Here is a 19,663-nt window from a genome sequence, read left to right as displayed (position 1 = left end):
CCGGTGTCGGCGAGCATCACGGTGCGGCCGGCGGCGAGGCGATGGTAGCCGGACTGGCGCATCTGGCTGATCGGCTCGCCGAGCGTCTCGTCGTGTTCGAGGAGGGCGGCGGAGAGGTGATGGTCCGGCGCGCCGGCCCCGTTGAAGAGGGCGAGCGAGCCGTCGCCGTGGCGGAAGAAGCGCAGCGCCGGCAGCATGCGGTCCACCGCGCCGAAGACGGCGCGCGGGGCCGGCACGCCGCGCTCGTCGAAGAGCGCACGCAGCGGCACCAGTTCGGCGAGGATCTGCGAGACGGCGGCGGGGTTTCGCGAGACGTGGCCGCCGTCGGCATGGACCTGCGCGTCGAGCTCCTCGCCGAGCAGGCGCGCCGCCTGGCGCACGGCGTTGGCGGCGCCCGGCTGGACGAGCCCGGCGGCGACCAGCGCGATGCGCACGCGCAGCCGCGCCATGCCGGCGGGCGCCGAGCCCGCCATGCGGCGCAGATGCCGCGTCTCGGCGGCAAGGCCCCGTGCGAAGCGTTCGGCGAAGGCGGCGTCGGCGCCCGACAGGATGGTCGGCGCATGAGCGATCCAGGCGAGCACCCGGCCGGCCGCGATCTCGTGCTCGTAGGCGAGGGCGGTGCGCTGGCGACGGCCGAGGCGCAGCCAGTCGCCGACCAGCGAGCGGGCGTGCTCGCAGGACAGGGCGTCGCCGGCGCGGGCGAAATGGCGCAGCCAGCCGAAGCCGTGCAGCTCGGCGCGCCAGGGACGCGCCTCGTCCTTCAGCGCGAAGGGCGAGCGGCCGTTGAGTTCGACGAGCTGACCGGCCAGCCAGACATGGCCGACATAGAAGCCGCGCGCGATCGAGGGATCGCCGCGGCGAAGGTCGTGGAACGTGGCCGCGGGCAGCGGTGCGCCGCCGGCGAACGACAGGGGATGGCGGAACAGGGCGCCGAGACGCGACAGGGCGCGGCGCCCGATTTCGCGCGCCATCAGGCCGGCCAGGCGAGGCTCGTCGACGAAGCCCGTCGTCATCCGCATTCCCCCGCTCAAAGACGCCCCCGTTGATCCGCGACCCGGTCGGGGCGCGGGATGTTCCGGGGCCAATTTCGGCCAACAGGGTTAACGGAAGCTTAAGGCGCTGCAACCGGAAGGCGGCAGGCTGATGCGGACCTTGCGGGCAAGGCCTTGTTCGTCAACGGATCAGGCCCGACGGCGCAACCTTGCGGCGAAGAACCCGTCGAGCCCGGAGGCGTCCGGCGTCTCGCGCGCGAGCATGGCGGGCGTCGTGCGCAGGAAGCCCTCGCCGGTGACGGCGGCGCCGAGGCCGGGCACCTCGTCCGGCCGCACCGGCTCCAGCTCGAACTCCTTGTGCTCGGAGAGGAAGGCGCGGGCGACGTCCTCGCCCTCGACCGGATCGAGCGAGCAGTTCGAGAAGACGAGAAGTCCGCCCGGTGCGACGAGGCCGGCAGCCTGACGCAACATGCGGGCCTGGACGCCGGCGAGTTTCTCCACCTCTTCGGCGGTCTTCGTCCAGGCGACGTCGGGGTGGCGACGGATCGTGCCGGTGGACGAGCACGGGGCGTCGAGGAGCACGGCGTCGAACGGCTCGGCGGGCCGGAAGGCGGCGAGGTCCCCGACCTGCGTCTCCGCCTCGAGCCCGAGGCGGGCGAAGTTCTCCTTCAGGCGGCGCAGGCGCGAGGCCGAGATGTCGAGCGCGGTGACGTGGGCGCCGGCCGCCGCCAGCTGCGCCGTCTTGCCGCCCGGCGCGGCGCAGAGATCCGCCGCGCGGGCCCCGGCAAGGTCGCCGAAGAGGCGCGCCGGCAGCGCGGCCGCCGCGTCCTGCACCCACCAGTCGCCGGCCGCAAAGCCCGGCAGGTCGCCGACGAGCCCTTCGCCGCCGGACAGGCGCACGGTGCCGGTCGGCAGCACCTCGCCGCCGATCGCGGCCGCGACGCTTGCGGGGTCGCGCCGGGCGGTGAAATCGAGCGGCGCTGGCACGCGGTGGATCGCCGCGATCCGTTCCGCCTCCGCCTCGCCATAGGCGGCGGCCCAGCGCTGGAACAGCCAGGCCGGCGTGTCGAGCCGGGGATCGTCGACGGCGGCCAGAAGCGCGTCGCGCTCGCGTGCGATGCGGCGCAGCACGGCGTTCACCAGCTTGGCGAAGCGCTGCGAGCGCGGGTCGGCGTCGGCCTGGCTGACGGCGAGATCGACGGCCGCCGCATCCGGCACGTCGAGGAAGAGGATCTGCGCCGCGCCGACATGCAGGATGTGGCGGAGCGAGGCGGCGCCGCCCGGCAGCGGCTTCTCGATGCAGGCCGCGATCACCGCCTCGATCGTGCCGCGACGGCGCAGCGCCACGGTGAGGATCGCCTTCACCAGCGCCTGGTCGCGCGGCTCCAGCGCGCGGAACTCGGGATGCCCGTGGCCGCGGTCGGTCAGCCCGTCGAGCGAGGTGCGCGTGTCGACCACCGCCGAAAGAAGGCGCGCGGCGACGCGCCGGCTGGAGAGGCCCGGGCGCTCCGGCGGCTGGGACCTGGCCGGCCGGGGGGGCTTTCCCGCCTGGGCAGGCTTGGCGGTCTTGAACGGGCGCTTGGGGCTGGGCGGCTTTGTCATCGCCGATGCTATGGGCTGGCCGGGGCGCCGGGGCAAGCCCGACGCGCGCCGGGTTGCGCGTGTGCCCCGCACGCGGCACAGGAGGGGCGATCCCAGACGGAGCCCTTGCGATGACCGATGCCCCGCCCGACGATGCGACGCTCGCCTTCGCCGCGCGCGTGTTCCAGGCGGCGCGCGACGGCGACGCGGGGACGCTCGAGCCGCTTCTCGCCGGCGGCCTGCCCGCGAACCTTGCCAACGACAAGGGCGACACGCTCGTGATGCTGGCGAGCTACCACGGGCAGGCCGAGGCCGTGCGCCTGCTCCTCTCCCACGGCGCCGATCCCGACCGGGCGAACGACCGCGGCCAGACGCCGCTCGCCGGCACCGCCTTCAAGGGCGAGACCGAGGCGGCGCGCGCCCTTCTGGATGGGGGCGCGCGCGTCGACGCGGCGGGGCCCGACGGGCGCACGGCGCTGATGATGGCGGCGATGTTCGATCGGGCCGAGATGGTGGCGCTGCTGCTCGCCCACGGCGCCGACCCGGCGCGGCGCACGCCCGAGGGACTGGATGCGCTCGGCGCCGCCCGGATGATGGGCGCCCGCACGACGCCGCCGCTTCTTGAGCCGCAGGGCGAAGGCTAGAGCGCGTTCCAACCGGCTCGAACGGTCGTCATCGCCCAACGGACGCCCGCTGCGAGGCGGGGCCCTCGCTTCCGCGTCGGCATCGCTCACGCGTCGCGCCTTGCCGCGAGGCGACACCACCTGCGGGCCGACCATCCCACCCAGTCGGACAGCGCTCTCGCGTTCCCCCTCAGCCCCAAGGCCCCTTGCGCGGCTTCGTCGTGCGGCCGGCGCGGCTCCAGGGACCCGGGCGGGCCGGCGCGGCGGCGGGTGCCGCCGCGGCGCTGGGCGACATCGTCACCGCGCCCCGGCCCATCTCGCCGGCCATCGCGGCCAGCGCGTCGATGCGGTTCTGCGTGTCGGGATGGGTGGAGAACAGCCCGTCCATGCGCTGGCCGTTCAACGGGTTGATGATGAACATGTGGGCCGTCGCCGGATTGCGCTCGGCGTCGAGGTTCACCGTGCGGCCGGCGGCGTTGGCGATCTTGGCGAGCGCGGAGGCGAGCCACATCGGGTTGCCGCAGATCTCGGCGCCGCGACGGTCGGCCGAGTATTCGCGGGTGCGCGAGATCGCCATCTGCACGATCATCGCGGCAAAGGGAGCGACGATCATCGCGAGCAGCACGCCGATCCCGCCGAACGGGTTGTTGTTGTCGCGGCTGCCGCCGAGAAAGAAGGCGAAGTTGCCGAGCATCGAGATCGCGCCGGCCAGCGTCGCGGTGACGGTCATCGTCAAGGTGTCGCGGTTCTGGACGTGGGCGAGCTCGTGCGCCATCACGCCGGCGACCTCCTCGGGCGTCAGGCGCTGCAGGAGGCCGGTGGTAGCCGCGACGGCGGCGTTCTGCGGGTTGCGGCCGGTGGCAAAGGCGTTCGGCTGGTCGTTCTCGATGACGTAGACGCGCGGCATCGGCAGGCCGGCGCGCGCGGCAAGCTCGGCGACGATGCGATGGTATTCGGGCGCGCTCTGCGCATCCACCTCCCGCGCGTGGTGCATGCGCAGCACCATCCTGTCGGCGTTCCAGTAGGAAAAGAGGTTCATCGCCGCCGCGATCACGAGGGCGACCGCCATGCCGCGTACGCCCCCGATGAGGAACCCGACCCCCATGAAGAGGGCCGTCATCCCGGCGATCAGCATGGCGGTCTTCACGTGGTTCATGGGTGGAGGGTCTCCGGTGGTCGGGACGGACGGCCGCACTTGCCAAGCGGGTCGAGGACGCCGATCTGTTGCGCACATGAACTGGGGACCCGCCCCCTGGCGGTCAACGGCCGCTGCGCGGGCATCCTGCCTTCGTCCGATCCCGATGCCGTGAGCCCGACCATGTCCGACACGTCAGCCTCCACCCCGGCGCCCGAGCCTTTGCGCAAGCGCCGCGAGGACCTTCCCCCCGCCGCCCGCCGCGCGCTGGAGGAGGCCGAGACGCGCCGCGCCGCCGAGGAGAAGGCGCGGCGGCCGGAAGAGGTGAACGGTCGCGGCGGCGCCGAGCCGACACGCTTCGGCGATTGGGAGAAGAACGGCATCATCTCGGACTTCTGAAGGTTGTAGGATAAAGGTCCTTCACAACTGTCGTACCTTATTGGGAACGTTCAAGCTGCGACCCGGTTATGGGACTTTAAACCTATCCGTGTCAGACGTGACCGATGAGACTTGCCCTGCCCCTCTTCCTCGCCATGTCGGGCGCCGTGCCGACCCTGGCGGACGAGTTCCCGCGCGAGGTCGGCGGCCCGGTGCTCGCCCATGTCGTGAAGGTGCGTGACGGGGACACGATCGAGGTCGAGGCGCTGATCTGGCCGATGCAAACGGTGCGGGTCGCCGTGCGCCTGCGCGGCGTCGACGCGCCGGAGCTGAAGGGCCCCTGCGCGGCCGAGACGGCGGCGGCCCGCGACGCGCGCGATCGGCTTGCCGTGCTCGTCGGCGAGGGGCCGATCTGGCTGACGCGGGTGTCGGGCGACAAGTATTTCGGCCGCGTGCTCGCCGACGCCGCGACATCGGGCGAGCCCGACCTCGGCGCCCGTCTGCTGCGCGAGGGTCTCGTCAACGCCTATGACGGCGGACGCCGCCGCGACTGGTGCGCGACGGTGGGCGCGCGCCGCGATGGGACAGGTGCCGGACGCGGCTGACGAAGCGCTCCGCGCCTTGAACCGGGTGAGGCCCGTCCCATCTGGACGACCGGGGCAGCGGACGACCGCGCTCCGGCGCATCGAGCGCCCCTCCTCTCGGGACGACCCGGTTCGCACAACGCGGGACACATCATGCCCTGGGTCTATCTGGTCGTCGCCGGCCTTCTCGAAATCGGCTGGGCGTCGGCGATGAAGCAGTCCGCCGGCTTCACCAAGCTCATTCCCACCGTCCTCACTCTCACGCTGATGCTTGGCAGCTTCGGGCTCCTGGCCGCCGCGATGCGCACCCTGCCGCTCGGCACCGCCTATGCCGTGTGGACCGGCATCGGCGCGCTCGGCGCATTCCTTGTCGGTCTCGTCTGGTTCGGCGACAGCGCCCATCCGATGCGCCTTCTGGCCGCCGCGCTGATCCTCTCGGGCATCGTCCTGATGAAGGCGGCGCCCTCGTCCTGAAACCGGGCGATGCCGGGTGGCAGGGCGAGGGCCGGCGGTCTAGAAGGGTTTCACGTGAAACGCAGACCCCGGTGCGCATGACCTCCTCCCCTGCCCCCTCCCCCGACGAGGCGCGCGTCGCCGCCGCGATCGGCGATCTCGTGCGCACGCTCGATCCCGGTTTCCCGATCGTCCTGTGGACCGGCGAGCGGATCGGCGCGCCGGACGGGCCGGCGCTTCTCGTGCGCCGCGCCGACGCGGTGGCGCGCCTCGCCTTCAGCCCGCGCGTCGAGACGCTGCTCGGGTTCTGGATGGACGGCACGATCGATGTGGTCGACGGCTCGTTCCTGGATCTCGCGGGACGGCGCGGCGCGCGGGCCAAGGCGAAGGGCGCCTGGAAGAAGCTCGACAAGCGGCGGCTCGTGACTCTGCTCCCCGCGCTCTGGCGGCTGCGCAAGTCCGGCCCCGCCGCCATCGCGGAAGCCGGCGCGGATGCAGGCGCCAGCGGCTCGACCAAGCAGGCGATCCAGTACCACTACGACGTCTCGAACCGCTTCTACGAGCTCTTCCTCGACCGGCGCATGGTCTATTCCTGCGCCTACTTCGACGGCTGGCACGACGACATCGACAAGGCGCAGGAAGACAAGCTGGAGATGATCTGCCGCAAGCTGCGGCTCCAGCCCGGCGAGCGCTTCCTCGACATCGGCTGCGGGTGGGGCGCGCTTCTGATCCACGCCGCCTCGCGCCACGGTGTGACGGGGCACGGCGTCACGCTGTCGAAGGCGCAGTTCGACCTCGCCACGCGCCGCGTGCGCGAGGCGGGGCTGGAGGACCGGATCACGATCGAGCTGAAGCCCTACCAGGAGCTGACCGGCACGTTCGACAAGATCGCCTCGATCGGCATGTTCGAGCATGTCGGCTTCAAGAACCACGACGCCTATTTCGGCGCCGTGCGCAAGCTCCTGCGCCCGCGCGGGCTCTACCTGCACCACACGATCGCCCGGCCCGCCAAGCGGGACCTGAAGACCTTCCACAAGGGGTCGCGCGAATATCGCGCCATCACCCGCTTCATCTTCCCCGGCGGCGAGCTCGACTATATCGGCCACTCGCTCCAGAAGCTTGAGGCGCACCGCTTCGAGGTCCACGACGTCGAGAACTGGCGCGAGCACTACGGGCGCACCTGCCGGATCTGGGCGGAGCGGCTGGAGGCGAACTTCGAGGCCGCGGCCGCAGAGGCGGGCGCGCCCGTCACCCGCCTCTGGCTCCTGTATCTCGCCGGCTGCGCACTCGCCTTCGAGCGCGGCACGGTGATGATCAACCAGACCCTCGTCTCGAAGCGAGACAAGGGTCCGTCGGGCCTGCCCCCGACGCGGGCCGACCTTTACGCCTGATAGCGGGCCTTCGGTGCGGCCTCTTCGGCGGTCGCCCCCACGGCTGCCATCAGGAGGCGCATGTCCTCGCGCATGGCCGACAGCTCGTCCGAGAGAGCCAGGATCTGCGCCTCGGCGCGGATATTGGTCTCGTAGTCGAGCCGCGCCTCGAGGCGGTCCTTCGCCGCCTGCCGGTTCTGGCTCATCATGATGATCGGCGCCTGGAGCGCCGCCAGCATGGAGAGCATCAGGTTCAGGAAGATGAAGGGAAACGGATCGAAGGCGTTGGCCGCCAGGATCACGGTGTTGAGCACCGCCCAGGCGACGAGGAACACCGCGAAGCCGATGATGAAGCTCCACGAGCCGCCGACGGCGGCGACGCGGTCGGCAAGACGCTCCCCGAAGGTCATGCCCTCGGCGAACACCTCGTGGGGATCACGGGTGGCGGTGGTCCGGCGCAGACGGCCGGCGACGTAACGGATTGCCGCGTTCATGGGCTCACCTTTTGGACGACCGGCCGCTTGTCGCGGACGTCGCCCGGTGAGCCGACGGATCAGCTCCGGCGCGACCGCGAAAGCGGCTCGGTCGATCGACTGAGATCGTTGCTGGGCATGATCCTCTCGGGATCGGCTGATGACTGGGATGAACCTCTAGGGCTCGATGGGGATATGCGCCTCGGGGGTGTCTTGGTCAAGTCCCCGTGAGCGGGCCGGCACCGGCACGGCTGCAGGCCTGCCATGCAGGCTCGGCGGGTCGCCATGCGGAGAAACGTCCGCGCGCATGAAAAAAGGCCGCTCTCCGGGGAGAACGGCCTTTCCGTGATCAAAGCCACGCCGGCAGGTCCGATGCGGACCCTGAGGCAGGGCACATCAGATCGTCAGATGCGAGAAGAAGGCTGCCCCTTCACCATCGTCGTATCCATGGACCCGGCCGGCATAGGAAAACCACTCGACATCGGATCACCTCCTTTTGCTTCGTTGAACATGATCAGAGTATGGGATCGGTCGGGGGAACGCGCAAGGGGCGCCCGTTGCCGAATCTTTGAGGCGACGATCGGTCGAGCCGCAAGAAAATCGCAAACCACCCTTTAAACCTTCCCCGGTCAATGTACCCTTGGGGCAGGGGGACTTTCGGATGCTGTTGCGGATCGACCGGCGTCAGGCAAGGATCGGCATGTTCGTCGACCATGTCGAGGGCGCCTGGATCGACGTGCCGATCTGGTTCCGCAGCCATCGCATCGACGACGACGCGGCGGTGGCCCGCATTCGCGACAGCCGCATCTCGGCCGTCGTGATCGATCTCGACAAGGGCGTCGGCCCGACGCAGGGCCCGGTCGCCCCCCTTGCGCCCCCGAAGGTTGCGGCCGCCTCGAAGGCCCCGGACCCCGAGATGGCGAAGGCCAAGGAGACGCTCCGCCGGACCCATTCGGCGATGCGCCAGATCTTTGCCGCGATCCGCGACGGGGCCACGATCGATCCCGGCCAGGCGAGGGCCGTGGTGGACGAGGTCGCGGTCGCGATGCGCCATCGCCCCCGTGCGCTTCTCGGCATCACGCGCCTGAAGTCCAAGGACGAGTACAGCTTTCTACATTCCGTCGCGGTCTGCGCCCTGATGACGCATTTCGGACGCTTCCTGCACCTCGACGAGGACATGGTGCAGCAGCTGGGGCTCGCCGGCCTCCTCCACGACATCGGCAAGGTGACGCTGCCGAGCGAGATCCTCGGCAAGCCCGGCTCGCTCAGCGAGGAGGAGATCGAGATCGTGCGGACCCATCCGGTCGAAGGCTTCCGGATCCTGCAGAGCCAGGACGTGTCGGACATGGTGCGCGACGTCTGCCTGCACCACCACGAGCGGATCGACGGCCGCGGCTATCCCGACGGGCTGGAGGGCGACCAGCTGTCCCAGGCGGTGCGCATCTCAGCGATCTGCGACGTCTACGACGCCGTCACCTCGATCCGCCCCTACAAGGAGGCATGGTCGGCCAAGACCGCCTACCGCCGGATGTGGGAGTGGGACGGCCATTTCGACCGCGTGCTGCTCGGCCAGTTCTTCGTCAGCATCGGCGTGACCGGGGAGACCTCCCGCCGGCCGGACCCTTGAACCGGAGCGCCGGACGGGCGGCGCCCCGGTTCCTACCGGCCATCAGCCCTTGCGGTTCTCGCGGTTCTCGATCAGATCGTCGACGACGCCGGGATCGGCCAGCGTCGAGGTGTCGCCGAGGGCTCCGAACTCGTCCTCGGCGATCTTGCGCAGGATGCGGCGCATGATCTTGCCGGAGCGCGTCTTCGGCAGGCCCGGCGCCCACTGGATCTTGTCGGGCGAGGCGATCGGGCCGATCTCGTTGCGGACGTGGGCGACGAGCTCCTTCTTCAACTCGTCCGACGGCGTCACACCCTCCATCAGGGTGACGTAGCAGTAGATCCCCTGCCCCTTCACGTCGTGCGGGTAGCCGACGACGGCGGCTTCCGAGACCTTGGGATGCGAGACGAGGGCGGATTCCACCTCGGCCGTGCCCATGCGGTGGCCCGACACGTTGATGACGTCGTCGACGCGGCCCGTGATCCACCAGTAGCCGTCCGCGTCGCGCCGCGCGCCGTCGCCGGTGGAGTACTTGCCGGGATAGGTCGAGAAATACGTCTGCTCGAAGCGCTCGTGGTCACCGTAGACCGTGCGCATCTGGCCGGGCCAACTGTCGGCGATGCACAGGTTTCCGTCGGCCGCGCCTTCCAGCACCTTGCCCTCGGCGTCGACGAGTTCGGGCCGGACGCCGAAGAAGGGCTTGGTGGCGGAGCCGGGTTTCAGGGCGACGGCACCGGGCAGCGGCGAGATCAGGATGCCGCCGGTCTCGGTCTGCCACCAGGTGTCGACGATCGCGCAGCGCTCCTCGCCGACGACCGTGTAGTACCAGTTCCAGGCCTCCGGGTTGATCGGCTCGCCGACCGAGCCGAGGAGGCGGATGGACCGGCGCGAGGACCTGGTGACGAAATCGTCGCCCGCGCCCATCAGCGCCCGGATCGCCGTCGGCGCGGTGTAGAAGATGTTGACCTTGTGCTTGTCGACGACCTGCCACATGCGGCCGGCATCGGGGTAGTTCGGCACGCCCTCGAACATCAGCGTCGTCGCGCCGTTGGCGAGCGGGCCGTAGACCGTGTAGCTGTGGCCGGTCACCCAGCCCACATCCGCGGTGCACCAGAACACTTCGCCCGGCCGGTAGTCGAAGACGTACTGGTGCGTCATCGAGGCCCAGACGAGATAGCCGCCGGTCGTGTGCAGGACGCCCTTCGGCTTGCCGGTCGAGCCGGACGTGTAGAGGATGAACAGCGGGTCCTCGGCGCTCATCTCGGCGGGCGGGCAGTCGTCCGAAACCTTGTCGCGCTCCTCGTGCCACCAGAGGTCGCGGCCGCCCTCCATCGCGACGTCCGCCCCGGTGCGGCGCACCACCAGCACCTTCTCGACCGTGTGGCCGGCCTTGGCGGCGATGCCGAGCGCCTTGTCGGCATTGGCCTTCAGCGGTACCTTGCGGCCCGCCCGCAGGCCCTCGTCGGCGGTGACGAGGACCTTGGAGGACGAGTCCTCCATGCGCCCGCCGAGCGCGTCGGGCGAGAAGCCGCCGAACACGACGGAATGGATCGCGCCGAGCCGGGCGCAGGCGAGCATCGTCACCGCCGCTTCCGGGATCATCGGCAGGTAGATCGAGACGCGGTCGCCCTTCTCGACGCCCATGCCCTTCAGGACGTTGGCCATGCGGCAGACGTCGGCGTGGAGCTCGCGATAGGTGATGTGGCGGGCATCTTTGGGATCGTCCCCCTCCCAGATGATCGCCGTCTGGTCGCCGCGCGCCTCGAGATGCCGGTCGAGGCAGTTGGCGGAAAGGTTGAGCGTGCCGTCCTCGAACCACTTGATCGAGACGGCGCCGGGCTCGAACGAGGTGTTCTTGACCACCGTATAGGGCTTGATCCAGTCGAGCCGTGCGCCGTGCTCGCGCCAGAAACCCTCCGGGTCGGACACGCTGCGCGCGTACCAGGCCTCGTAGTCGGCCTCGGTGATCTGCGTGTCCGCCTTCCAGGCATCCTTGACGGCGATGGTGGTCATGTCAGAGGTCTCCCTACCCTCGGCACGCCTTCGTGCCGGCCCCGCTCCCGACGGCGCGAAGGAGAACCTAGAACGGGTCGCGCGCCGAGAAAACCGCCGCGCGCCAGAAAACCCGCCGTCAGTCCGCCTCTCCCGCCTCCACCGGACCGCCGAGAACGTCGCGCACGTAAAGTTCCTGCACCAGGGTCATCAGGACGGCGACCACGGGCACGGCGAGCACGAATCCGAGAAGGCCGAACAGGAGACCGAAGATCACCTGCGCCGACATGGTCAGCGCGGGCGGCAGCGCGGTCGTGTAGCGCTGGGCGATCGGCTGGGCGATGTTGCTCTCGATGCCCTGCAGGACGATGTAGAGGCCGAGCGCCCAGAGCGCCATATCGACGCCCTGCGCAAGCGCCGCGAGCACGATGATCACGCCGGCAACGAAGGCGCCGAGCGTCGGGATGAAGGCGAGGAGCCCGGCCTGCAGCGCGAGCAGGAAGGCGTTGTTGACGCCGATCGCCCAGAGGCCCGCCCAGGACACCGAGAAGATCAGTGCCATCGAGACCGCGTCGCCCGCCACCCACATCAGGAGCGAGTGGGCGCTCCGGTCGAGCACCTCGCCGACGCGCGCGCGCTTTTCCCTCGGGAACAGCGACACTAGCCCGTTGCGGTAGAGGCTCGGCTGCCACGACACGAAGATCGCCAGGAACAGGACAATGAAGAAGTTGCCGAGGCCCCCCAGTGCTCCGAAGAGCGCCCGGCCGGCCGAGGAGACGACGCCGGACGGGTCGGGCAGGAGCGACTGGAGGTCGCCGGACGTGACCTCCTTCTCGACCGGCAGGCCGAGCTGGCTCAGCTGGCTCATCAGCTGGTCGGCCTGGTTGCGCACGCCGGCCAGGAGATCGTTGAACTGCTGCACGATCGTCACCCCGCCCCAGGCGATGGGGGCGATGATGAGGGCGAAGGTCAGGAGGTAGACGAGACCGAGCGCCACCATGCGCGGCAGTCCGAGCCGCTGCAGGAGCCGCGCGAGGCCGCAGAAGATCGCGGCGATCAGCAGCCCGGCGAAGATCAGGAAGAAGGCCGAGGCCGCAAAGGCGAAGACGACCACGAGGAGCAGCATCCCGAGGACGATCGCCGCCATGGTGACCGTGCGGTAGGCGAGGCGTGGCGGGACGGAGGCGGGGTGGGGGGCGAGGTCGCTCAACGCGGGGATCCAATGCTGCCGTGGCGCGCCGGCGCGAGGGCCGGCTTGCCGGGCCTCGTCGGGCGATCGTCCCGGAGGCTGTGCGCCGGGATATAAGGCGGGGCGCGACCTCGGGAACGGATACGCGCTCGATGTGGCTGGATCGCGCCGCCGGATCGCCCCGCCCGGTGCCTCGGGGACGGCCGCGACGATACCGCCTCCCCCGCCCCGCCGCTCCTAGTCGCGCGTACCGAAGATCGCCGAGCCGACGCGAACACTCGTCGCGCCGAACGGAATCGCCCGCTCGAAGTCGCCCGACATGCCCATGGAAAGCTTCTCCACCTGCGTCTCGCCGGCGAGTTTCTGGAGGAGCGCGAAATAGGGGCCGGGATGCTCATCCACCGGGGGAATGCACATCAGGCCATCGATCGCGAGGCCGAATTCCTCGCGGCACCGGCGCACGAAACCGACGGCCTCGCGCGGCGGCACGCCCGCCTTCTGCTCCTCCTCGCCGATGTCGACCTGGACGTAGAGCCGTGGGGTGCGGCCCTGACGCGCGATCTCCTTGGCGATCTCGCGGGCGATCTTCTCGCGGTCCACCGTCTCGATCACGTCGAAGAGCGCCACCGCCTCGGCGGTCTTGTTGGACTGGAGCGGGCCGATGAGGTGCAGCTCGACGCCCGCGAATTCCTTGCGCAGCTCCGGCCATTTGCCGGCCGCCTCCTGCACCCGGTTCTCGCCGAAGACGCGCTGGCCGGTCTGGAGGACGGGCCGAATCGCATCGGCATCGAAGGTCTTGGATACGGCGACGAGCTCGACCGAGCCCGGCGCGCGACCCGCCTCGTCCTCGGCCGCGCGGATACGGGCCTTGATATCCTGGAGGCGGGAGGCGGCGGTGTCGCTCATGGCATTCCTTGAAGGCAGCGGGGTTTCCGGCTATTTTGAGGAGTGGGTGCCGGAGCGGCTAACTCCGACACTCGTCGCCTTAGATGAAGAGTTGGACCCGGAGGATGACTTGCCAGCCTCTCCGGGTCCTTTTCACCTCAAGCGTGACGCTTAGCGGAATCATCCACATCGCTTCACTCCTTCGGACGGCAAAGCCGATGCCTCGGCCGCGGTGGCTCATCCTCCGCGGCGGCGCGGGCTGGCGTCGCGCGTCTGCTTCTGCCGTCCGATCCGCCTTTATGCGGCGCGGCCCCAAGCTTGTGAAGGCGGGCATAAGTCAATATTGACTGTGGCTCCCGGCGCTTCGCGCGCCCCCGCCCGCCCGCATCCTTGCCGTGAGAATTCCGTCCGCGATGGCCATCGAACGTTACAATCCCCGCGCCTCCGAACCCCGCTGGCAGGACGCCTGGAACGAGGCCAAGCTGTTCGAGACGGACACGGATGCCGGCGGCGAGGCCTACTACGTCCTCGAGATGTTCCCCTACCCGTCCGGGCGCATCCACATGGGCCACGTGCGCAACTACGCGATGGGCGATGTCGTGGCCCGCTACAAGCGCGCCATGGGCTACAACGTCCTCCATCCGATGGGCTGGGACGCGTTCGGCATGCCAGCCGAGAACGCGGCGATGCAGAACAAGGTGCATCCGCGCGACTGGACCTACCAGAACATCGCGACCATGCGCGGCCAGCTGAAGTCGATGGGCCTGTCGCTCGACTGGTCGAGAGAGTTCGCGACCTGCGACGTCGAGTACTACCACCGCCAGCAGATGCTCTTCCTCGACATGCTGGACAAGGGCCTCGCCTACCGCCGCAAGTCCAAGGTCAACTGGGACCCCGTCGACAACACCGTGCTCGCCAACGAGCAGGTGATCGACGGGCGCGGCTGGCGCTCGGGCGCCGAAGTCGAGCAGCGCGAGCTGACGCAGTGGTTCTTCCGCATCACGCACTACGCCGAGGACCTTCTGAAGGCGCTGGACGACCTGCCCGGCTGGCCGGAAAAGGTGCGCCTGATGCAGCGCAACTGGATCGGCAAGTCGGAAGGGCTGTCGCTGCGCTGGGCGCTGGCGGAGCCTGCGGGCGGACTCGGGGAGGTCGAGGTCTTCACGACGCGACCGGACACCCTCTTCGGCGCGAGCTTCCTGGCGATCGCGGCCGACCATCCGCTCGCCCGTTCCGCCGCCGAAACGAACCCGGAGCTTGCCGCCTTCGTCGACGAACTGAAGCGCGGCGGCACGTCGGCGGCCGAGATCGAGACGGCGGAAAAGCGCGGCATGGACACGGGGCTTCGCGCCGTCCACCCGCTCGACCCGACTTGGACCGTGCCGGTCTATGTCGCCAACTTCGTCCTGATGGATTACGGCACTGGCGCCATCTTCGGCTGCCCGGCGCATGACCAGCGCGACCTCGACTTCGCCCGCAAGTACGGACTGCCGGTCACCCCCGTCGTCCTGCCCGAGGGCACGGACGCCGCCGACTTCTCCGTCGGAGACACCGCGCATGACGGCGAAGGGCGCCTGTTCAACTCCCGCTTCCTCGACGGCATGACGCCGGACGAGGGCTTCGAGGCGGTGTCGGCGAAACTGACCGCCGAGACGCTCGGCAACCGGCCGGTGGCGGAGCGGCGCGTCAACTTCCGCCTGCGCGACTGGGGCGTCTCGCGCCAGCGCTACTGGGGCTGCCCGATCCCGGTGCTCCATTGCGAGAACTGCGGCACGGTGCCGGAGCGCCGCGAGAACCTGCCGGTCCGCCTGCCCGACGACATCGACTTCGACAAGCCCGGCAACCCGCTCGACCGCCATCCGACCTGGCGCCACGCCACCTGCCCGCAATGCGGCGGCAAGGCCCTGCGCGAGACCGACACGATGGATACGTTCGTCGACAGTTCCTGGTACTTCGCGCGCTTCACCTCACCCCGCGCCGACGAGCCGACCGTTCCGGCTGTCGCCGATCGCTGGCTGCCGGTCGACCAGTATATCGGCGGCATCGAGCACGCGATCCTGCATCTCCTCTACTCCCGCTTCTTCACGCGGGCGATGCGCGCCACCGGCCATCTCAATCTCGACGAGCCGTTCCGGGGCCTGTTCACGCAAGGCATGGTGGTCCACGAGACCTACCGCGACGGGCGCGAGTGGGTGCCGCCCGCCGACGTCGCGATCGAGGAGGTGGACGGCACGCGCACCGCGCGGCGTCTCTCCACCGGCGCCCCGATCGAGATCGGCGGCATCGAGAAGATGTCGAAGTCGAAGAAGAACGTCGTCGACCCCGACGACATCATCGGCTCGCTCGGCGCCGACACCGCGCGCTGGTTCATGCTGTCGGACTCGCCGCCGGAGCGCGACGTCATCTGGACCGAGGCCGGCGCCGAGGGCGCGCACCGCTTTGTGCAGCGCGTCTGGCGGCTCGTCGCCGAGACCGCCGAGGTGCTGAACGGGCTCGGCACGGGCCTTGGCGAGACGAGCGCGGCGGCGATCGCCGTGCGCCGGGTCGCCCACCGCACGGCCGCGGGCGTTGGCGACGATATCGAGCGCCTCGCCTTCAACAAGGCCGTCGCCCGGCTCTACGAGCTCGTCAACGCGCTGTCGTCCGCCCTTCAGGAAGGCGCCTTGCGCGAGGACGCGAGCCTTCGCGAGGCAGCGCGCGAGAGCCTGTCGATCCTCGTGCGCCTCGTCGCGCCGATGATGCCGCATCTGGCCGAGGAGTGCTGGCGGGCGCTCGGCCATGGGGGCCTGTGCGCCGCAGCGCCCTGGCCGAAGGCCGATCCCTCGCTCCTCGTTCAGGACGAGATCACCCTGCCCGTCCAGATCAACGGCAAGAAGCGCGGCGACATCACCGTGTCCGCCAAGGCCGGCAAGGACGAGGTGGAAGCCGCTGTCCTCGCCCTGCCCTTCGTCGCCGAGGCGCTCGGCGGCGCGGCCCCGAAGCGTCTCGTCGTGGTTCCCGGAAGGATCGTCAATGTCGTCGCCTAAACGCCTCGCTTTTGTCGTTGCCGCCTTGGCCCTGTCGGGCTGCACCTCCGGCCCGCTCTACGGCACGACGGCGGTCGATCCGGCGACGGGCGCGCGCTCCTCGGTGCTGACCGACCTTCGCGGCCGCATCGCGCTGGCGCCGGCCTCGACGCGCACGGCGCAGGTCTTCCGCAACGCCATGCTCTACAAGCTGAACGGCGCGACGCCGGTCTCGGCGCCACTCTACGAACTGCGCTACACCGCGGCGGCCACCGATCAGGTCTCGGCCGTCGAGGCCGGCACCGGCACGCCGAGCGCCGCGCTCTACCGCATGACGGTGAACTACCAGCTGGTGCGCACCGCCGACACCAAGGTGCTGACCACCGGCCAGCGCTTCGCCATGGTGCCGTACGATCGCACCAACCAGCTCTTCGCTGCCAGCCGTGCCGTGATCGACGCGCGCGACCAGGCCGGCGAGGCGGTGGCCGAACGGATCCTCGGCGCCATCGCGCCGGTGCTCCAGCGCGAGGTCTTCACCGACGAGCCGGCGATCACGGCCAAGAACTGACGGGGACGGGGGCTTGGCGCAAAAGAAGGCGCACGAGGTCGACGCCTTCCTGTCGCGACCCGACACCTCGTTTCCCGTTATCCTCCTCTACGGCCCCGATCCCGGCCTCGTGTCGGAGCGGGCCGAGACGGTGGTGCGCCAGTCCGGCGTGCCCGCGAGCGATCCGTTCTCGCATGTCGTCCTGCAGGCCGACGACCTCGAGCGCGACATCGGCCGCCTGTTCGACGAGGCGCGCACGGTCTCGCTCTTCGGCGGCCGTCGCCTCCTGCGCGTCAAGGGCGCGGGCAACGGGCGCAATCTCGCCGATGCGGTGGCCGACCTTGCCGCCGATCCGCCGGCCGACTGCACCATCCTGATCGAGGCGGGGGACCTCAAGAAGAGCGCACCCCTGCGCACGCAGGTCGAGCGCGGCCGCGCCGCCATGGCGCTGCCCTGCTACCAGGATGAGGACAAGGCGCTCGACCGGATGATCGACGAGGAGCTGGCGACGGCCGGCCTGTCGATGGACCGGGCGACGCGCGAAATGCTGCGCGCCCGGCTCGGCGCCGACCGGCTGGCCTCGCGCGGCGAGGTGCGAAAGCTCTGCCTCTACGCGCTCGGCAAGGGTCAGATCGCGGAGGAGGACATCGAGGCGATCGTCGGCGACGTCTCGGCCGAAACCGTCGACGAAGCGGTGGACGCCGCGGCCAGCGGCGAGGTCCGGCGCCTGCCCGAGCTCATCGGCCGCCTCGTCTCCTCGGGCACCTCGACCTTCCAGCTGCACGGCGCGCTCCTGCGCTTCTTCCAGGGGCTGCAGGTGATGCGCGGCGAGGTGGAGACGAAGGGCATCCCGATCTCGGCCGTTGTGGAACGCCGGCGCCCGCATTTTCGCCGTCGCCCCGCGATGGAAGCCGCGCTTGGCGCCTGGGACGGATCGGGGATCGCCGCAGTGCTCCGCCGGCTGGAACACGACATCCTCCTGTCGCGGCGGGAAGGGGCGCTTGCCGTGACCGTGATGCGCCGAAGCCTGATCGAGATCGGCGTCGAAGCGGCGCGGCGACGCGCCCGCGCGCGCCGCTGACGCGTTTCCGGCGGCCCGATGGCCGGCCCAATCGCTTTGGCGCGCAAAAGATTTCATCGGACCGCAAATCCGGCGATCCCACGCGCCGCGAATATGCTCTAACAGGCGGACGAACGGGCCGGGAGGATCGGCTCGGCATACGAGGGGAGGATGAACATGGAATACCGCACGCTCGGGCGATCGGGACTGAAGGTCTCGGCGCTCACCATGGGCACCATGACGTTCGGCGGGTCCGGCGTCTTCGGCAGCGTCGGCTCGACCGGAACGGACGAGGCGAGGGGGCTGATCCATCTCTGCCTCGACGCCGGCATCAACCTCATCGACACCGCCAACATGTATTCGAACGGCCTGTCGGAGGAGATCATCGGCGAGGTGCTGGCCGGGCAGCGTCCGAACGACGTGCTTCTCGCTTCGAAGGTCCGCATGCGCATCGGCGAGGGACCGAACGACGAGGGCCTGTCGCGCCATCACGTCATCCGCGAATGCGAGCGCTCGCTGAAGCGTCTGAAGACCGACGTCATCGACATCTACTACTGCCACGAGTGGGACGGGACGACGCCGCTCGAGGAGACGATCGCCGCGCTCGACACGCTCGTGACACAGGGCAAGATCCGCTACATCGGCTGCTCCAACTATTCGGCTTGGCAGGTGATGAAGGGGCTCGGCATTTCCGACCTCCACCATCACCCGCGCTTCATCACCCAGCAGATCCACTACACGCTGGAGGCGCGCGAGGCCGAATACGAGCTCCTGCCGCTCTCGGTCGACCAGGGCCTCGGCGTCCTCGTCTGGAGCCCGCTCGCTGGCGGCCTCCTGTCGGGCAAGCATCGCCGCGGCGCCTCGGCGGAAGGCTCGCGCCTCACCGCTGGTTGGACCGAGCCGCCGATCCGCGACGAGGATCGCCTGTGGCGCATCGTCGACGTCCTCGTCGAGATCGGGGAGGGCAGGGGGGTCTCGGCCGCGCAGGTCGCGCTGGCCTGGCTGCTCGGCCGTCCGGCCGTCGCCTCGCTGGTGATCGGCGGTCGCCGCGAGGACCAGTTCCGCGACAACATCGCCGCCGCCTCGCTGAAGCTCACCGACGACGAGCGCCAGCGCCTCGACGCGGTGAGCCGCCCGCCCGTGCTCTATCCCTACTGGCACCAGTACAACACAGCGCGCGACCGCTTCGGCCCCGCCGACCGGGTGATCGACCACGGCTGACGGGGCAGGGCGCCGGCTCGCCCGGCGCCCGCTCACCGGCGGCACGGCTCCGCCGCTCGGGAGGTGACGCCGCCTCGACCGGCTGGCGTTTGCGATCGTGCGCTCTTGCCCGATCCGAACGGTCGCGGCATCGTCGGGCCCGCATCCCCGTGACACGGAACCGCCCATGCGCCTTGCCCTGACCGCCGCCGTGCTCCTCGCCGTCGCGCTTCCCGCGCTGGCGGAGGAGATCGACTGCACGGACCCGCAGACCCAGACGGACATGACCCTGTGCGCTCAGGCCGATCTCGACACGGCCGACGAGACGCTGAACGCGCTCTACGCGAAGGTCCGCGAGCGGCTGAAGGGGGAGGACCAGCGTCTGACGGCCCTGCGTGACGCGCAGCGGGCCTGGATCGGCTATCGCGACAGCGAATGCGCCTTCCGCTCGTCCGCCGTGGATGGCGGCAGCGCCCAGCCGATGGTCGAGGCCCAGTGCCGAGCCGAGAAGACCGCGCGCCGCAGCGCCGATCTCCAAGACTATCTCGACTGCGAGGAGGGCGACATGGCCTGCCCGCTTCCGGCCGAGT

17 protein-coding genes and 1 pseudogene are annotated in these 19,663 nt (G+C 70.2%); 11 read left to right on the top strand and 7 right to left on the bottom strand.

Going from position 1 to position 19,663, the window contains the following annotated elements:
- A pseudogene (locus QZ753_RS02600) lies at positions 1–1,013 on the bottom strand (heparinase); the annotation flags it as partial.
- Positions 1,014–1,181: 168 nt separating this feature from the next.
- Entirely contained in the window at positions 1,182–2,594 is a 1,413-nt protein-coding gene (locus QZ753_RS02595) for a transcription antitermination factor NusB (RefSeq protein WP_294640947.1), read from the bottom strand.
- A gap of 110 nt (positions 2,595–2,704) precedes the next feature.
- Between QZ753_RS02595 and QZ753_RS02590 the strand changes: the two genes are divergently transcribed.
- Positions 2,705–3,217, top strand: coding sequence for an ankyrin repeat domain-containing protein (locus tag QZ753_RS02590; protein ID WP_294640945.1), 513 nt, complete (start codon positions 2,705–2,707; stop codon positions 3,215–3,217).
- 169 nt (positions 3,218–3,386) lie between these two features.
- Here the strand turns inward: QZ753_RS02590 and htpX are convergent, their stop codons facing one another.
- Positions 3,387–4,352, bottom strand: coding sequence for a zinc metalloprotease HtpX (gene htpX, locus QZ753_RS02585; protein ID WP_294640942.1), 966 nt, complete (start codon positions 4,350–4,352; stop codon positions 3,387–3,389).
- Positions 4,353–4,514: 162 nt separating this feature from the next.
- Between htpX and QZ753_RS02580 the strand changes: the two genes are divergently transcribed.
- The 4 genes from QZ753_RS02580 to QZ753_RS02565 all read left to right on the top strand — a co-directional run bounded on the left by QZ753_RS02580 (position 4,515) and on the right by QZ753_RS02565 (position 7,137).
- Complete coding sequence (locus tag QZ753_RS02580) at positions 4,515–4,730, top strand: DUF1674 domain-containing protein (RefSeq protein ID WP_294640941.1); 216 nt, start codon at positions 4,515–4,517, stop codon at positions 4,728–4,730.
- Between the two features lie 104 nt (positions 4,731–4,834).
- On the top strand, positions 4,835–5,314 hold the full coding sequence (locus QZ753_RS02575) for a thermonuclease family protein (protein WP_294640939.1): 480 nt from the start codon (positions 4,835–4,837) through the stop codon (positions 5,312–5,314).
- 132 nt (positions 5,315–5,446) lie between these two features.
- A complete protein-coding gene (locus QZ753_RS02570; protein ID WP_294640937.1) occupies positions 5,447–5,767 on the top strand; it encodes a multidrug efflux SMR transporter in 321 nt (106 codons plus the stop codon).
- A 77-nt stretch (positions 5,768–5,844) separates the two neighbouring features.
- Entirely contained in the window at positions 5,845–7,137 is a 1,293-nt protein-coding gene (locus QZ753_RS02565; RefSeq protein ID WP_294640935.1) for a cyclopropane-fatty-acyl-phospholipid synthase family protein, read from the top strand.
- Here the strand turns inward: QZ753_RS02565 and QZ753_RS02560 are convergent.
- Complete coding sequence (locus tag QZ753_RS02560; RefSeq protein WP_294640933.1) at positions 7,128–7,610, bottom strand: DUF1003 domain-containing protein; 483 nt, start codon at positions 7,608–7,610, stop codon at positions 7,128–7,130. The genes QZ753_RS02565 and QZ753_RS02560 overlap by 10 nt on opposite strands.
- 640 nt (positions 7,611–8,250) lie before the next feature.
- Between QZ753_RS02560 and QZ753_RS02555 the strand changes: the two genes are divergently transcribed.
- The gene (locus QZ753_RS02555; RefSeq protein ID WP_294640931.1) at positions 8,251–9,216 is read left to right on the top strand and encodes an HD-GYP domain-containing protein; all 966 of its coding nucleotides are present in this window, start codon (positions 8,251–8,253) and stop codon (positions 9,214–9,216) included.
- A gap of 42 nt (positions 9,217–9,258) precedes the next feature.
- On the opposite strand, the gene acs is transcribed toward QZ753_RS02555, so the two are convergent.
- From acs to QZ753_RS02540, 3 genes are all read right to left on the bottom strand, one after another.
- Entirely contained in the window at positions 9,259–11,208 is a 1,950-nt protein-coding gene (gene acs / locus QZ753_RS02550; RefSeq protein WP_294640929.1) for an acetate--CoA ligase, read from the bottom strand.
- 118 nt (positions 11,209–11,326) lie between these two features.
- Positions 11,327–12,397: an AI-2E family transporter gene (locus tag QZ753_RS02545; RefSeq protein ID WP_294640927.1), complete on the bottom strand. Its 1,071-nt coding sequence runs from the start codon at positions 12,395–12,397 to the stop codon at positions 11,327–11,329.
- 216 nt (positions 12,398–12,613) lie between these two features.
- Positions 12,614–13,282, bottom strand: coding sequence for a YggS family pyridoxal phosphate-dependent enzyme (locus QZ753_RS02540; protein WP_294640925.1), 669 nt, complete (start codon positions 13,280–13,282; stop codon positions 12,614–12,616).
- 392 nt (positions 13,283–13,674) lie between these two features.
- Here QZ753_RS02540 and leuS point away from each other — a divergent pair, with 392 nt between their 5' ends.
- From leuS to QZ753_RS02515, 5 genes are all read left to right on the top strand, one after another.
- Positions 13,675–16,287: a leucine--tRNA ligase gene (leuS, locus tag QZ753_RS02535; protein WP_294640923.1), complete on the top strand. Its 2,613-nt coding sequence runs from the start codon at positions 13,675–13,677 to the stop codon at positions 16,285–16,287.
- Positions 16,274–16,834, top strand: a complete 561-nt coding sequence (locus tag QZ753_RS02530) for a hypothetical protein (RefSeq protein ID WP_294640921.1) — start codon at positions 16,274–16,276, stop codon at positions 16,832–16,834. The genes leuS and QZ753_RS02530 overlap by 14 nt, the downstream gene beginning before the upstream one ends.
- 13 nt (positions 16,835–16,847) lie before the next feature.
- Positions 16,848–17,894, top strand: coding sequence for a DNA polymerase III subunit delta (gene holA / locus QZ753_RS02525; RefSeq protein WP_294640919.1), 1,047 nt, complete (start codon positions 16,848–16,850; stop codon positions 17,892–17,894).
- A 156-nt stretch (positions 17,895–18,050) separates the two neighbouring features.
- Positions 18,051–19,094: an aldo/keto reductase gene (locus QZ753_RS02520; RefSeq protein ID WP_294640916.1), complete on the top strand. Its 1,044-nt coding sequence runs from the start codon at positions 18,051–18,053 to the stop codon at positions 19,092–19,094.
- Positions 19,095–19,260: 166 nt separating this feature from the next.
- Positions 19,261–19,663 (top strand): lysozyme inhibitor LprI family protein (locus tag QZ753_RS02515; protein ID WP_294640913.1); only part of this gene is annotated, 403 nt, incomplete at its 3' end.

It is taken from the genome of uncultured Aureimonas sp., assembly GCF_913775355.1.
GTDB lineage: Bacteria > Pseudomonadota > Alphaproteobacteria > Rhizobiales > Rhizobiaceae > Aureimonas.
The sequence above is the reverse complement of the archived record's forward strand: the minus strand, read 5'-3'. Positions and strand labels throughout refer to the sequence as shown.

Coding starts and splice junctions, on each gene's coding strand:
- QZ753_RS02595 (WP_294640947.1), bottom strand. CDS start 2,594: ATGACAAAGCCGCCCAGCCCCAAGCGCCCGTTCAAGACCGCCAAGCCT.
- QZ753_RS02590 (WP_294640945.1), top strand. CDS start 2,705: ATGACCGATGCCCCGCCCGACGATGCGACGCTCGCCTTCGCCGCGCGC.
- htpX (WP_294640942.1), bottom strand. CDS start 4,352: ATGAACCACGTGAAGACCGCCATGCTGATCGCCGGGATGACGGCCCTC.
- QZ753_RS02580 (WP_294640941.1), top strand. CDS start 4,515: ATGTCCGACACGTCAGCCTCCACCCCGGCGCCCGAGCCTTTGCGCAAG.
- QZ753_RS02575 (WP_294640939.1), top strand. CDS start 4,835: ATGAGACTTGCCCTGCCCCTCTTCCTCGCCATGTCGGGCGCCGTGCCG.
- QZ753_RS02570 (WP_294640937.1), top strand. CDS start 5,447: ATGCCCTGGGTCTATCTGGTCGTCGCCGGCCTTCTCGAAATCGGCTGG.
- QZ753_RS02565 (WP_294640935.1), top strand. CDS start 5,845: ATGACCTCCTCCCCTGCCCCCTCCCCCGACGAGGCGCGCGTCGCCGCC.
- QZ753_RS02560 (WP_294640933.1), bottom strand. CDS start 7,610: ATGAACGCGGCAATCCGTTACGTCGCCGGCCGTCTGCGCCGGACCACC.
- QZ753_RS02555 (WP_294640931.1), top strand. CDS start 8,251: ATGCTGTTGCGGATCGACCGGCGTCAGGCAAGGATCGGCATGTTCGTC.
- acs (WP_294640929.1), bottom strand. CDS start 11,208: ATGACCACCATCGCCGTCAAGGATGCCTGGAAGGCGGACACGCAGATC.
- QZ753_RS02540 (WP_294640925.1), bottom strand. CDS start 13,282: ATGAGCGACACCGCCGCCTCCCGCCTCCAGGATATCAAGGCCCGTATC.
- leuS (WP_294640923.1), top strand. CDS start 13,675: ATGGCCATCGAACGTTACAATCCCCGCGCCTCCGAACCCCGCTGGCAG.
- QZ753_RS02530 (WP_294640921.1), top strand. CDS start 16,274: ATGTCGTCGCCTAAACGCCTCGCTTTTGTCGTTGCCGCCTTGGCCCTG.
- QZ753_RS02520 (WP_294640916.1), top strand. CDS start 18,051: ATGGAATACCGCACGCTCGGGCGATCGGGACTGAAGGTCTCGGCGCTC.